14 protein-coding genes are annotated in these 14,297 nt (G+C 42.8%); 3 read left to right on the top strand and 11 right to left on the bottom strand.

The window, feature by feature from the left end:
* Positions 1–82: 82 nt before the first annotated feature.
* The 7 genes from CIK80_RS09870 to CIK80_RS09840 form a co-directional block, all read right to left on the bottom strand.
* The gene (locus CIK80_RS09870) at positions 83–928 is read right to left on the bottom strand and encodes an SDR family oxidoreductase (RefSeq protein WP_095569854.1); all 846 of its coding nucleotides are present in this window, start codon (positions 926–928) and stop codon (positions 83–85) included.
* 264 nt (positions 929–1,192) lie between these two features.
* Entirely contained in the window at positions 1,193–1,429 is a 237-nt protein-coding gene (locus tag CIK80_RS09865) for a hypothetical protein (RefSeq protein WP_095569853.1), read from the bottom strand.
* Between the two features lie 133 nt (positions 1,430–1,562).
* The gene (locus CIK80_RS09860; RefSeq protein ID WP_095569852.1) at positions 1,563–2,777 is read right to left on the bottom strand and encodes an RtcB family protein; all 1,215 of its coding nucleotides are present in this window, start codon (positions 2,775–2,777) and stop codon (positions 1,563–1,565) included.
* A gap of 758 nt (positions 2,778–3,535) precedes the next feature.
* Entirely contained in the window at positions 3,536–4,264 is a 729-nt protein-coding gene (locus CIK80_RS09855; RefSeq protein WP_095569851.1) for a LysE family translocator, read from the bottom strand.
* A 135-nt stretch (positions 4,265–4,399) separates the two neighbouring features.
* The gene (argE, locus tag CIK80_RS09850; RefSeq protein ID WP_095569850.1) at positions 4,400–5,632 is read right to left on the bottom strand and encodes an acetylornithine deacetylase; all 1,233 of its coding nucleotides are present in this window, start codon (positions 5,630–5,632) and stop codon (positions 4,400–4,402) included.
* 33 nt (positions 5,633–5,665) lie between these two features.
* Positions 5,666–6,148, bottom strand: a complete 483-nt coding sequence (locus CIK80_RS09845; protein ID WP_095569849.1) for a deaminase — start codon at positions 6,146–6,148, stop codon at positions 5,666–5,668.
* 188 nt (positions 6,149–6,336) lie between these two features.
* On the bottom strand, positions 6,337–6,990 hold the full coding sequence (locus tag CIK80_RS09840) for a UPF0149 family protein (RefSeq protein WP_095569848.1): 654 nt from the start codon (positions 6,988–6,990) through the stop codon (positions 6,337–6,339).
* Positions 6,991–7,203: 213 nt separating this feature from the next.
* Between CIK80_RS09840 and CIK80_RS09835 the strand changes: the two genes are divergently transcribed.
* Positions 7,204–7,644 carry a hypothetical protein gene (locus CIK80_RS09835; protein WP_095569847.1) on the top strand — a complete coding sequence of 147 codons (441 nt, stop codon included), beginning with the start codon at positions 7,204–7,206 and terminating at the stop codon, positions 7,642–7,644.
* A 67-nt stretch (positions 7,645–7,711) separates the two neighbouring features.
* A complete protein-coding gene (locus tag CIK80_RS09830; protein ID WP_095569846.1) occupies positions 7,712–8,158 on the top strand; it encodes a cell division protein ZapA in 447 nt (148 codons plus the stop codon).
* Positions 8,159–8,272: 114 nt separating this feature from the next.
* On the opposite strand, the gene CIK80_RS09825 is transcribed toward CIK80_RS09830, so the two are convergent.
* The 4 genes from CIK80_RS09825 to CIK80_RS09810 all read right to left on the bottom strand — a co-directional run bounded on the left by CIK80_RS09825 (position 8,273) and on the right by CIK80_RS09810 (position 12,601).
* Positions 8,273–8,575 (bottom strand): hypothetical protein, encoded by a 303-nt coding sequence (locus CIK80_RS09825; protein WP_257011735.1) that lies wholly within the window; start codon positions 8,573–8,575, stop codon positions 8,273–8,275.
* A gap of 254 nt (positions 8,576–8,829) precedes the next feature.
* Positions 8,830–10,926 (bottom strand): glycine--tRNA ligase subunit beta, encoded by a 2,097-nt coding sequence (gene glyS / locus CIK80_RS09820; RefSeq protein WP_095569845.1) that lies wholly within the window; start codon positions 10,924–10,926, stop codon positions 8,830–8,832.
* 9 nt (positions 10,927–10,935) lie between these two features.
* Positions 10,936–11,910: a glycine--tRNA ligase subunit alpha gene (gene glyQ, locus CIK80_RS09815; RefSeq protein WP_095570374.1), complete on the bottom strand. Its 975-nt coding sequence runs from the start codon at positions 11,908–11,910 to the stop codon at positions 10,936–10,938.
* A gap of 478 nt (positions 11,911–12,388) precedes the next feature.
* Positions 12,389–12,601, bottom strand: coding sequence for a PspC domain-containing protein (locus CIK80_RS09810; protein WP_062845378.1), 213 nt, complete (start codon positions 12,599–12,601; stop codon positions 12,389–12,391).
* 546 nt (positions 12,602–13,147) lie between these two features.
* Between CIK80_RS09810 and nadR the strand changes: the two genes are divergently transcribed.
* Positions 13,148–14,200 (top strand): multifunctional transcriptional regulator/nicotinamide-nucleotide adenylyltransferase/ribosylnicotinamide kinase NadR, encoded by a 1,053-nt coding sequence (nadR, locus tag CIK80_RS09805; protein WP_095569844.1) that lies wholly within the window; start codon positions 13,148–13,150, stop codon positions 14,198–14,200.
* Positions 14,201–14,297 lie beyond the last annotated feature (97 nt).

Here is a 14,297-nt window from a genome sequence, read left to right as displayed (position 1 = left end):
TAGAGTGACCAGTTAATACAAAAAGGCCGTTCACAATTATCGTGAGCGGCCTTTTTTGTTAAGGTTTACAAACCATATGACATTAATCTGATTGAGCCGGAGCAGCTGTACTTCCAGCCAAGATACCACCATCAATCGTCAGCTCAGTGCCTGTCACATATTTTGACTCATCACTTGCCAAATAGAGCGCGGCATAAGCCACGTCCATGACATCGCCCATATAACCGAGCGGGATATCCTTGCTAATTGCCTTAATCGCATCTTCTCGATCATTGCCTTCTCCCAACATCGCATCCCACATCGGTGTATAGATAGCGGCGGGATGAATGGAGTTACAGCGAATATCATAACCATTTTGCGCGCAATATAAGGCGACGGATTTACTATGATTTCTGACCCCAGCCTTGCTTGAAGCATAAGCAGCTGCTAACGGAATGCCGACCATACCTGAGCGTGAGGAGATATTAATGATACTGGAGTTGCTATTTTTATCGGTTGAACGATTTTTCATCAAAGCAATAGCTGCCTTACATCCTAGCGCCACGCCATCTAGGTTGACTTGATGCACCTTACGCCAGCTTGCCATATCCAAATGTTCAGGGTCATGAGCGCCTGTGGTTTCTAAAAACCCTGTAATACCCGCATTATTAACTAAGATATCTAAGCCTTGGTATTTTTGTTTAATAGCCTGCTCAGCTTGTTGCCAATCGCTCTCGTTTGAAACATCCAGATGCATATATTGTGCTGGTTTTGACTCGCCCCACTGTTGACGCTTGATATTGATATCATTACAAGCACGCTGCCCTTTGTCATCATTGATATCACTAAATATAACCGTTGCGCCTTCTTTAACAAAAATCTCAGCAATCGCTTTGCCAATGCCTTGTGCAGCACCCGTGACCAGTGCCACTTTATTAAGTAATCTCATAAAATCCTCCTTTATATTTGTTCAATCTTGATCGTAAATAACGTCGTCTAAAAATAAAACGGTTATACGAATAACAGTTATATGAGTTTAAACGTGTGACTGATACAAATTTTCCTTGCTTGCTGTGTCTACGCTGACAGAGGCGGTAAAAAATTTACCCCAGCCACGCTAACTCTTTTTTATAATATTACTATGATAGAACCGTACGCTTCTTAAAGTGAATAAACAACATCATAACGCGTAACTCATAAAATTTTTTCGCTCCTATTTTGCTAACCAGTCCGTCTGCCGTAGCTGCTGCTTGGTCTCACGACGACGCTTTTTGCGGACGATGTCAATGTCCTCTTTTTCATGGATACCGCCTTTTTTGAGTAGCGGATTCAGCGCCAAATAATTGCGAGGCTTCACTACGACTATCGAATGCTGTGCACCTGACTCAGCTTGCTGTTCTAAATGCCGCTCAATCTGTTTGGCCTTTTTTAACGTTTGTTTTAAGCTCATATGATTACCTATTCTATAATTCTTTTTAAATGCAAATGCCAAAAACCATATTAGTGAAGAAAAACGAGCGCAAATTGTACGTCCATTACATGAAGCAAGTTTGACGACGCTAAGATGATTTGCAGGCTTAGTATTAGCCTTTAATACACATGACTTGCTTGAGCGTATGCACCACTTCAACCAAGTCTCGTTGGTTGGCCATCACTTCATCAATGTCTTTGTACGCGCCCGGTATCTCATCGATGACGCCTTTGTCTTTGCGACATTCGACGCCATCCGTTTGCTCTTTTAGCTCATTAATGGTGAACGCGCGCACCGCTTTACCTCGGCTCATCTGCCGACCTGCCCCGTGTGAACATGAGCAAAACGATTCTGCCGCGCCAAGACCACGGACGATAAAAGATTTTGCGCCCATAGAGCCAGGGATGATGCCAAGCTCACCTGCGTAAGCACTAATCGCGCCTTTACGGGTCACATAAACCTGCTCGCCAAAATGCACCTCTTCATTGACGTAGTTGTGATGGCAATTGATGGCTTCTTTGGTCAGCTGAAATCGTGGCAGTCCTGCTTGCGGCGATTGCAACGCCTTAATCACCAACCGCATCATCTCGCGGCGGTTCTCTAGCGCGTAATCCTGCGCCCAGCCGACCGCCTCAACATAATCAGCAAAGCTGTCAGAGCCCTCAGCAAAATACGACAAATCACGATCAGGCACATGACCAAAGCGTGATTGGCGCTCTTTTTTGGCCAGATTGATAAAATAGCGGCCGATACAGTTGCCAATACCGCGACTACCAGAATGCAGCATGACCCAAACATCGTTGTTTTCATCCAAACACAGCTCAATGAAATGATTACCACCGCCAAGCGTACCCAGCTGCTTGGCCCACGTACGATCAAAGCCTTTTAGCATTTTGAGTAAACCTGGATGCTTATCGGTAATAGGTTTCAGTCGTTTGCCAAGCGGATCAAGCGTCGAGTTTTTGGCTTGGATTTGCTTATGCATATTAAAGCCAACAGGTACTTGCTGCTCGACCACCAAGCGCAGTGACTTTAGACTGTCAGGCAAATCACTTGCTGTCAGCGACAATCGTACCGCATTCATACCACAGCCAATATCTACACCGACTGCCGCAGGTATAATGGCAGATTTGGTCGGAATCACACTGCCAACAGTAGCACCTTTGCCAACATGGACATCAGGCATGACAGCAATGTGCGAATGTACAAATTCTAACTGGGCCAAGTTGCGTAGTTGCTGCATGGCACCTTGTTCAACATCGGTGGTGTATATTTTGACAGGGACGCCATGTTTGCTATTCTTATTTAATACTAATTGAATGCTCATTTTTTTTCCATTTTTTATTTTTAAAACCATATATTTTTTAATTCACCTATTTAATTCTTTAGACATTACTTATCCGTCTCAATTAAACTCAATGTTTAATAAGAAAAATCGACAATTAAGAAATGATAGGCAATAAAAAACCGTATTTTTATTAATTAAAAATCAATAAAAATTCATGGCTAATTTATAATGGACGTTTTAATAAAGACATTACCGTACCAAAAATGACCGCATAGATGCTATGTGTACAACATACACGCAGACAGACATTAGCTAAGTTTTCACATAGCTTATCTTTTGATAGACAGTAAAGAGAAATGTTAGACAAGCAATAAACAGCAGAATGCCTAGTATAGTCAAATAACCATACAACACAGATAACTTAAAAGAAGGATAACACGAATAGATATAGAAGGTTGTTTAGAGACACTAAATTATAAAGTATCAATAAATAACTGATCTATAGGCTTAGCCAAACCTTTTAGAAGTCATCATTGCTGTCATGCTTTTCATACATTCAATCTTTAAAAACGTCTTAACAGTTATATAGGACACGATGATTCCTCCATAGGTTATGGCTAATGTCAGGGCGACAAAAGCAAATTGATTGATGTGATTTATTCGATATAAAAACCTATAAATCAATGCGATTATAATAACGATTTAAAAATCAATGTCAACTATTAATTTAGTATCAATTTCATATTAATGTTTTAGGAAGTTTCTTTAATATAAAAAATAAATAACAATCATATCTTTTACATCGTAAAATCTTTTATGACGTCAGCTAACAAAGCGGCTGCAATCAATACAAAAATGACGCCGCAACCACGATTTAACCATGCTAAGCGACCACCCACATCGAGCCAACTTACTAGCTTTTTGCCACCCAAGGTATATACGATCTGCCAAATGGTCTCACTCATGAACAGCCCAATGGTCAGTAGAATATATTGTGGCCATAGTGGCGCACTAAAATTAATAAACTTAGGGAAAAAGGCTGCAAAGAACAAAATCGCTTTTGGGTTAGATAGAGAGACCCAAACACCCGTACGAAACAAAGTAAGATTACTGGGACCTACTTGCACGGCAGCGCTAGAGAGAGAACGTAGCTGCGGTCTAGTAGGTGCACCCTCAGAAGCAGCATAGTCGGCCTCTACCTCTGCACTTAGCTCTTTAGCATCGCTCATTAGGCTGCCATCGCCCGCATCACGCCATGAACTGATACCCAAATAAATCAAGTATGCCGCGCCCACGGCTTTGATAATCGTGAGCAGCCATGGCGATTGACGACTGATCACATCCAATCCGAGCAGCGTTGACAGTAACAAAACAAACAGTCCAAGGCTCAAACCTGCCAGCGTCCATAACGTTCGCTTCACACCATAGTTCATGCCGTACTGAAATGCCAGTAGCATATTGGGACCTGGGGTCGCGGAAATCAAAAACGTACTTGCGAAAAATACTGCAAACAGATGCCAAGACATCAGCTAACCCCTACTTTGTTATATATAAATGGTTCTTATACGAACAGCCACATCGCCAAAAAAGAAATACCGCCATTAAGACGGTATTTCTTTTACTTATGCATATTATATACATATGTTTGGCATTTTTATAGACTACCTGATGGTGCAACTGTCTAATAGTTTTTGCAAAAATTCGTCACAACGTTCTATTTCGCTCAGTGCCACATACTCATCTGCCTTATGCGCCTGTTCAATACTACCCGGCCCACAAATAATCGTTGGAATACCAGCATTGGTAAATTGACCGCCCTCAGTTGCATAAGCCACTTTATGACGCTCGTCATCTCCAGTTAATGCCGCTATCAACGCTTGCAGCTCAGCGCTATCATTGTCGGTCATGGCTGGCACACTTTCTTCTTGCACCAGCTCGATGCCCGTCTCTGGAGCACGGGCTTGCATCTGTGCGCTGAGCTCTGCAACCTTCGCTTGAATAGGTACTAAAATATCGTCTTGCGTCATGTGCGGCAGGTTACGATAGTCAAAGGTGAACTCGCACAAGTTGGGTACAATATTGGTTGCTGTACCGCCTCGTATGGTACCAACGGATAAGGTCGAATAAGGCACATCAAACAGCGCATCATTGTCATCGCGACCGCTTATCTCTTCTGCCAACGTATCCACGTAGCCAATCAAGCGGCTGGCGTAACTGATGGCATTGACCCCTTGCATCGTCAAGGATGAATGGGCAGACTTACCATGCACACGGCAACGATAAACCGCAATGCCTTTATGTGCCACCACCATCGCCATGTTGGTCGGCTCACCAACGATACAATAATCAGGCGTAATACCGCGGGCTTTTAAGTCTGCCAGTATGAGTGGCGCGCCCAAACAGCCAACTTCTTCATCGAACGACAATGCCAGATGCAAGGGACGACGTAGTTTTCCACTGTTTGATAATTGCACGGCTTGCGGCAATAGTGTTAAAGCACAAGCGATAAAGCCTTTCATATCACAAGCGCCGCGTCCGTAGAGCTTGTCGCCACGAATCGTTGCAGTAAACGGCTCTGACGTCCAGTCTTGACCATCGATTGGCACCACATCCGTATGCCCTGAGAGCACCAGCCCATTATTTACTTGATCAGCGTTTTTACCAGCGGGTACGGTCACAAATAGATTGGCTTTGTTTTTGGCCTCATTAAAAGTCAAATCCACCGCAAGGCCCAATTGCTTACAGTAGGCTTGCACGTCTTCAATAAGTGCCAAGTTTGAATGGCGACTGACCGTATCAAAACCAATCAAACGCGTGAGCCAGTCAAGACTCTGATTGGGATAAGCAGTATCGGACGGGGTTTGACTGTTATCATTACTGTTGTTTGTAGTCATAAAATATCCTTATCACGATATAAGATAAAAAATTTAACTTCTTTGGAGCGCGCGCTGTTGCAATGCTTTTATCTCTTTATCCAAGCCAGCGACAGGGCCTGATACAGTTATATTTGGCGCAATGTCTTGAATAGAAAAAGTATTAATAGGTGATGTGGATTTTACATTCATCTCCATCATCCATTCGGTCAGCTGTTTTGAGGAACTGACGTATACAATACGTCCAAGACCTGCCCATGCATGAGCTGCTGCACACATTGCACAGTGTTCGCCTGAGGTATACACCACCGCTTTTGCCCTCGCAGCAACTGTCATGTGTTGCGCCGCCCATTTTGCTACAGCGATTTCAGGATGATAAGTTGGATCCACCGTGTTAGCGCGGTTACGATCCTCACATAAAACCTGACCGTCGCCATCAACCAATACACTACCAAACGGCTCATCGCCTGCTTCTAGAGCGTCGGCAGCCAGCGCTACGCAGCGGCGCAGATGTGGCATGTCATGATCAGTTATCATCCTTATCTCCTTTTATTCTTTTATCGCAAATTACTATTTTTATTCTATCGTCAATATACGTCAAAAAACATATAGCGATGCCGAGATAACACTTATAAACACGTTGGCGCTCAAAGCGCGCAAACTTTGCCTCAGCAAAGAGCTATCTGACGTCTATTTTCTATTTTAGCTTGACTATATAACATCATTTACGATGGATTGTTTTGATTCATGATATCAATAACCGGTGGCATTGGTTTTGGTAATTTGCCTTCTGCTTGTAACTCTTTGGTCGTTTTGGCATTAATGGCAAGCCCAGAGATAAGTGCAATCTCTTTGACAGGTTTGCGCTTACGAGTTGCAAAGCTGACAGGTACCATACGTGCAAATTCGTAGAGGTACAAGTAAGACTCTTCACCACCTTCAAAATCTTCGTCATCCTCAAGGCGAATGGCACCAATTTTTGCCAAGTCGGATAGCATCTCGTTTTCCTCACTCGTGAGGCTACAGTCGGTAATGCCAAAACCAGTCATAAAACCGTTCGCCCACTGTTTCAACGCTATCACACGCTCGTATAAATCGTGTTCATCATCCGGTATAAGCGGCATATAAGAATAGGCATCATCTTTGTCTTTAAGCTGGAATACAGTGTCCTCTGCTTCTTCTGTCAACAAGGTCAATGCAGCCTCTGGTAGTGACGCAAAGCTCAGCTCCTCAAACACCTTCGCCCATGTTGCTTCATCAGGGGCATTACAAGCTGTCATAAGCCCTGTCATCAAGCCATGTACCTCACTGATAGATACATCAGTCCAGTCGTCAAAAGCGGTCAGCCAAGTATTCCAGCCAGAAATATTGTCATTCATAATAGATATCCTAATGAGTGGTTATTGCTTAAAAAACAGAAAATAGACGCTGTACCCTGTCACTGACAAAAGCGCGCCTAATAAATATAAAAAGGCCAAGCCTAATACGTGTAATTACTTTGTTGATATAGATATTATGCGGTCACCTATGGCATTATTAAACGCAGAGAACAAAATTCATTCACGCTTACTTGTTAAGGATAAAAACTGACTATGTATGATCAACTTAAACTATTAGAAAAAACGATACTCGACATAAAAAAGCAGTATCAGCTTGTCAGTGCTGAACTTAGCAGCATCAAACAAAATCCAGTCACCAATACCCAAGAGCTGACCGCACTACAAAACAAGCTCAATACGAGCCATACGGAACGTGACGGTGCCAAAAAACAATTGAATGATCTCGACAAGCGCTATCAAAATCTTGCAGAAGCGCATCATATGATTGGTGAAGAGCAAGACAAGCTGCAAAAACAGATCAGCGAATTAAAACAACAAAACAATGAGCTGCAGCAGCATAACAAAGAATTGAAACAGCAGTATCACGATATTAAACAGCAAAATAGTGACTTACAAAAGAAAAATCAATTGGCCGCTGAGCGAACGCAAGTTGTCTTGAAACGCTTAACACGTATTGACCAAGCAGAAGGTTAGCCAGTCCATTCATCCTAGTAATATCTTATATTACTCATTTTACTGACCAGACATTGTAGGATTTATCATGACCAATAACCACCCCAAATCTTCAGAAGAAAAGCTAGCCGCCAACCAAACACGCTCTACTGACCCAAAATCACAAAAGATCGCGGCAACTGGAGCTGGCTCCACAACCGTCTCAGCCCAGTCTAAACCCAATACTAATAATACCCCTGAGCCTCAAATCAAAAAAGTCGATATTTCGATTGCGGGCGTTACTTACCCTATCTATTGTCCTGTGCATGAGCAAGAAGAGCTGCGTTCAGCAGTTTTTTATATTAATGACTATGCGCAAGAGCTCAGAAAAGACGCACCCAGTCTCAGTCAAGAAAACCTCTTGGTATTATGCTGCTTAAACTTGTATGAAAAAATTCACGCCAATCAAAGAGATGATGAAGATCGTTTGCAAGAAAGCAGCCGATCTGACGCTTTACTTAATAAAATCCTAAAAGACGCTCAATCCATTTTATAAGCGGACAGTCAGTTTATAAGCGAATAGTCAGTCTCTAACAGATAAGCGCCTAGCTCACGACAGCTAAGCGCTTTTTTTATACTTATACAATCATCTAGCGCATAAACACATCATCTACGCATGGGGATTGTAAACCTTACCAGCATGAAAATCTGCTTGATGCTCATAATTGCAAAAGAAGAGAGGTTTATGAGTATCAACCTTGCTATCGCTTTCATCCTCTGGCGCCAAACTTGGATTGGTTTCTAGGACACCGCGATATTCAGCCAAACTGTTACCACAGAAGTTACACTGCCGCGGTGTGATCACATCACCTTCTTTTGGCATCATGCTCTTGGGAGGACGTGGATACATAAATTTATAGAATGCCCACATTGAAGCCCAGATAACGAGAATGATGATAATAACGGCAAACACGGCAGTGCTCCTTTGACGATGAATAAACGTTTATGAGTAACAGAAATCATTTGATTGACCCTTCTGCAAAACGTCCTAATAGTATAGCGTAACCATTAATAAGGATGACAGTATAATGATGAGACCAGTAGAGAGTTTAATGATTTATCACCTTTACGAGCCATTTATTGTCATAGCCTGTATCAAAAAACTGGCCACAAAGGACCAGTTCTTTTGAAATACCACTTGATGATTAACGCAGCGTTTTTAAAGGATTACAACTGCAACTCACTGATATCAGCCACCGTTAAGAATAACGCACGAACCTGCTTCAATAATGCCAAGCGATTGTTTTTTAGTGCCTCATCTTCACTATTGACCATGACATTGTCAAAAAACTCGGTCAGTGGCTCATCCAAACTGGCAAGCGTTTGCAATACCTGAGTATAGTCTGCTTGCTCAAGCAATGGCGTAACTGCTGTCTGTGCTTGGCGTACGCTTCCATACAAGTTTTGTTCGGCAGGCTCGGTCAACAGCGTCTCATCAACCGTATCAGAAACACTTACTTCTGATTTGGCCAATATATTAGCAACGCGTTTGTTAGAATCCGCCAACATCGATGCTTGTGACAGCGTGCTGAATGCTTGAACCGCACGAATACGTTGATCAAAATCAAGCGGCATATGCGGATTAATCGCTTGCACTGCCTGAATAGTATCAACACTAACGCTTTGCTCTGTATACATCGCACGATAGCGCGAGTTTAAGAATGCCATAACTTGGGTGAAGGTGTCGCCCATTTTGGCAATTTTACTGCCTCCGTTAGTGTCACTATAGCCTTTGATTGCTTGCTCAACCAATGCCACCAGATTGATGGGTAGTTGTTTTTCAATCAAAATACGCAAAATACCAATGGCTGAGCGACGTAAGCTAAACGGATCTTTTGACCCAGTAGGCGCTTGATCAATCGCAAAAATACCGACCAAGGTATCCAAACGGTCTGCTAGAGCTAAACAAATACCAATTGGCGTTTGCGGTAAGACATCACCACTAAACTTAGGCAAATATTGTTCTTCCAAACTGGCGGCAACGGCTTCTGTCTCACCATCCAAACGCGCATAGTATGTACCAGCGATACCCTGCAACTCAGGATATTCGCCTACCAATGAGCTTGCCAAATCGGCTTTGGACAACATAGCAGCACGTACGGCTTCATCAACACTGATGTCGTGACCTTGCTGCTGCAGCAAAGTGGCAATAAACGCAGATAACTTAGCAATACGCTCAGACTTGTCCCAAATTGTACCGAGTTTATCTTGGAATACTCGGGTTTTTAGGCTTTCTGTGAGTGCAAACAGTGGCTGCTTTTGATCTTGTAAAAAGAAGAACTCGGCATCAGCCAAACGCGGACGTACGACCTTTTCATTACCTTCGATGATCTGGTTCGGATCTTGAGACATGATATTGGTAATAAAAATAAAGTACGGTTGCAACTTGCCTGCTTTATCGGTCAAACAAAAATACTTTTGGTCCGCTTGCATGGTCGAGATCAGCGCTTCTTGGGGCACTTGTAAAAAACGTGTCTCAAAGCTTGCTCGTAGGGCAATTGGAAAATCAACCAAGGCCGTTACTTCGTCTAACAAGTCTTGCGGGACGATAGCATCGGAATTAACCTCATCTGCCAAAGTTTTGACTTGGTTTTTGATCAGCGTTTGGCGCTTATCAAAGTCTGCCACAACCTTTAAACCCTCTAGCAACGATTCATAATCATTGGCGTGGGCAATGTCATGATAATCAGGGCTATGGAAGCGATGACCACGAGTTTGCGCACCTGTTTGGTGGCCTTGGATAATGGCATGAATAACTGCATCATCTTGCATCAACACCGCCCACTGGACGGGACGAACGAACTCATTACGGCTGGCACCCGAGCGCATGCGTTTTGCAATCGGCAGGTTATCAAGCGCGGTTTGAAAAATAGTAGGCAATAGCTCTGTTATGGCTTGACCATGGATGGTTTGCTCAAAGCCTACATAATCGCCTTTATCGGTATTAATAGTAATCAGCTCACTAGCCTCAATGCCTAAGCCTTTAGCAAAACCCATGGCAGCACGGGTTGGATTGCCATCACCATCAAACGCGGCTTTGATGGCAGGCCCGCGTTTTTGTTCCGTACGATCTGGCTGCTTGTCACTAATGCCTTGAATCTGAATCGCCAAACGACGCGGCGCGGCAAATGATTTGATGCTATCAAAGCTGATTTCTGCTTCGCGTAATTGCTCAGTGACGCTCGCTTGTAGCGCGTCACGTAGTGGCTTTAAGCTTTTTGGAGGTAGCTCTTCACACCCCAGTTCAAATAGAATAGTACTCATGGGATGCTCCTATTTATTGTCGTTAGTCGTTTGAGTATTGTTGGCGTTTGCAGCGTCTGTCTTTTCTTTTGGCAAATACTTATCGATCGCTTCTTGACGATGGGCTTCATCGGCTAATGGGAAACCAAGTTTGGCACGAGCCTCAACATAACCAAAAGCGACCTTACGGGCGAGCGTACGTACGCGCAAGATAAAGCGCTGACGCTCAGTGACTGAAATCGCACCGCGGGCATCAAGTAAGTTAAAGGCATGTGACGCTTTTAGTACCATCTCATAAGCAGGTAATGGCAAGCCTGCATCAACCAACTTATCCGCTTGTTGCTCATAAAAGTCAAACATCTCACCCATCATTGGCACATCGGCGTGCTCAAAGTTATAGGTCGACTGCTCCACTTCGTTTTGATGAAAAACATCGCCATAAGTGACACGGCCAAACTCGCCATCTGCCCATACCAAATCATAAACGCTATCGACGCCTTGTACATACATCGCTAGGCGCTCAAGACCGTAAGTAATCTCGCCGGTGACAGGGAAACACTCAATGCCGCCTACTTGCTGGAAATACGTAAACTGAGTCACTTCCATACCGTTTAGCCAAATCTCCCAACCAAGACCCCATGCACCAAGCGTTGGCGACTCCCAGTTGTCTTCAACGAAACGGACATCATGCACCAATGGATCAATACCAATGGCTCTCAATGAATCCAAATACAGCTCTTGAATATTAGGCGGATTGGGCTTGAGTACCACTTGAAACTGATAATAATGCTGTAGACGGTTTGGGTTATCACCATAGCGACCATCGGTTGGGCGACGTGATGGCTGCACATAAGCGGCGTTCCAGCGCTCAGGACCTAATGAGCGCAAAAACGTTGCAGTATGAAAAGTACCGGCACCGACTTCCATGTCATAGGGCTGCAAAATCACACAGCCTTTATCAGCCCAAAAATTCTGTAACGTTAGAATTAAATCTTGAAAGGTCATCGGTTGAGGGTCTTTTTCTTGTATCATTGGGGTTGTCGCTTCGGATGTCATAGTTTGGGTTTTCATAGTAAAGCCACTGTGGAATGAGTATGATTAAATAAACCGTTGATAGCACTCGTATCGCCTATTTGGCAACGACTCTATTTGCCTGCTCACCTTACTAAAAATTGACTGTTTTATCCATATTTACGTCAACTAAATTTGCATTGTATCCATAAATGTCTATCTAAGAGCTCAATTTGCCGTAATAAACTGATGTTGAGGTCATCAAAAGTCACAAACAAAAAAATACCCAAATGCGTGAGCATCTGGGCAGGAGGAAAAGTCTATCGCTGGTATCCTGATGAGTCAGGCTTTTTGTTTTTTGGAGTCTAACCTTGGTATCACTTTGCTTATCAATTGGTCGTACTATTTAACTGATCTTACCTAACTAGTCTTGAAGTGCTTATAACAAATCTATTCTTACAATAAATCTGCCTTATTGGTAAGACTGACTATTGGCCTTTGGCATAATGATCCACAATATAATATAGATCAAAATCCCGGGTACTGCCGCACTTAGTGAAGATATAACCACAAACAGCAATCTTACCCAAGTGGGTGACCAGCCTGCATATTCTGCTATACCGCCCATAACACCAGCGATCATCTTATTGTTCTGAGAACGATGTAATTTTGCTAACTTAGCCAAACCAAATACCTCTCTATAAATTATATTTTGTGACTTGTATTTTTTTAATTTTATCCATTTAGGATTTATGTTGAATATTAAAAACAGTTAATCTGCTTAACTTATGAATAATTATATCAATCATTTTTTATTTATCTGTTGATAGTATAGAAGTCCTTTGTGAGTTTATGATACTCAAACTTGCTTCAACCTATCATATATCCTCATAAACCCCTGATTTTAAATAATTATTTCAAAATGTTTCAGCTAAAGGTTTGTTTCTCAAATCTTACCATCTTACACATTACTCTCTATTATTCACAAGCCAAATCCAACACATGGCTCTCGTTTTAATGCGCTATGAGTCCATAAAAACATCATAGCTTAACTGCTTATTTGGTTATAAAAAAACTTCTCTGATAAAGACAAAATTTAAGTCATATTTACAATAACCTACCTGTAAATCCCCTCGAACCTTTATACCATGCTGTTAAACAGCTTAAACAAAATAATTTATTAATAAGATCGATAATAATAAGGCTATATAAGCCTAGAGTGAGGATAATTATGTATGATACTGGATTGATGATTGGACAATTTGAGCCACTGCATTTAGGACACATGCGCAGCATACTAGAGGCATCAGGGCAGGCAAAAACCTTGCATATTGTCATTACGACAACCCCCTCTCCTCATCCAAATTTTAACATCACCTTGCAGGACAAAGCACGCTGGCTACAGATGGCTTGCGCAGATTTGCCATTTATTCAGATTCACACTACAGATGAGAGCGAACTGCCCTGTCATGAGTATTTTGCTAATAGTAGCTTTGATACAGCGACTAGCAGTACTCAGTTGCAACACTTACTCGACACATTGTCCTTACCCATCGAGACCGCATTGTTTTTGGCGGACAACAATCCATTGGTTCATAGTCCAACACAGCAGCAAGCACCACTAGCAATGAAGATTGTTGCTACGTCAGCACAACCTGAGTTTGACACTCTCGCTATTGCCCAAAATCCTATCGCACATTGGTCAGCACTGCACCCACAAGTACGCGGTGACTACACAAAAACAATCACCATCGTTGGCGGCGAAAGCTCAGGCAAAACCACATTAGTACATAAACTGGCCAATCATTATGGTGCCAGCTTTGCACTTGAGATGGGTCGCTTGTATGTCGGTACAGATTTGGGTGGTAGTGAGGTTGGATTGCAGTACAGTGACTATGCCCCTATTGTGCTCAATCATTCCCAAGCCATTAGAGAAGCAAAATCCTGTGCGACGGCACCTGTTACCATCGTTGACACGGATTTTGTGACCACACAAGCTTTCTGTGAAGAGTATGAAGGTCGTACTCATCCGTTTGTGGCCGCTTGTATTGATGAGTTCCGTTTAGACCATACTATTATGCTAGACAACAATACGCCATGGATTGACGATGGCATGCGCTCTTTGGGTACACCCGAGGCGCGAGGACGCTTTGAGCAGCGCTTAGTAGACATCTTTGCGCGTCATAATATCGCGCCGCACATGATCGACCAGCCTGATTATGATGCGCGCTACCAGCAAGCATTGCTGTTTATTGATCAGCATATCTATGGTAAAAAAACATAAAATATATTCGACCAGACAATCAATTAAAAATATAACAGGTCATGGGTAATTGCTTACTACTAATGTCTCTCATTTTTATATGATTTCATTAGTATTA

Source organism: Psychrobacter sp. JB193 (genome assembly GCF_002285555.1).
Classification (GTDB): Bacteria; Pseudomonadota; Gammaproteobacteria; order Pseudomonadales; family Moraxellaceae; genus Psychrobacter; species Psychrobacter alimentarius.
Note: the sequence above shows the minus strand (reverse complement) of the source record. Positions and strands in the feature narration are given on the sequence as shown.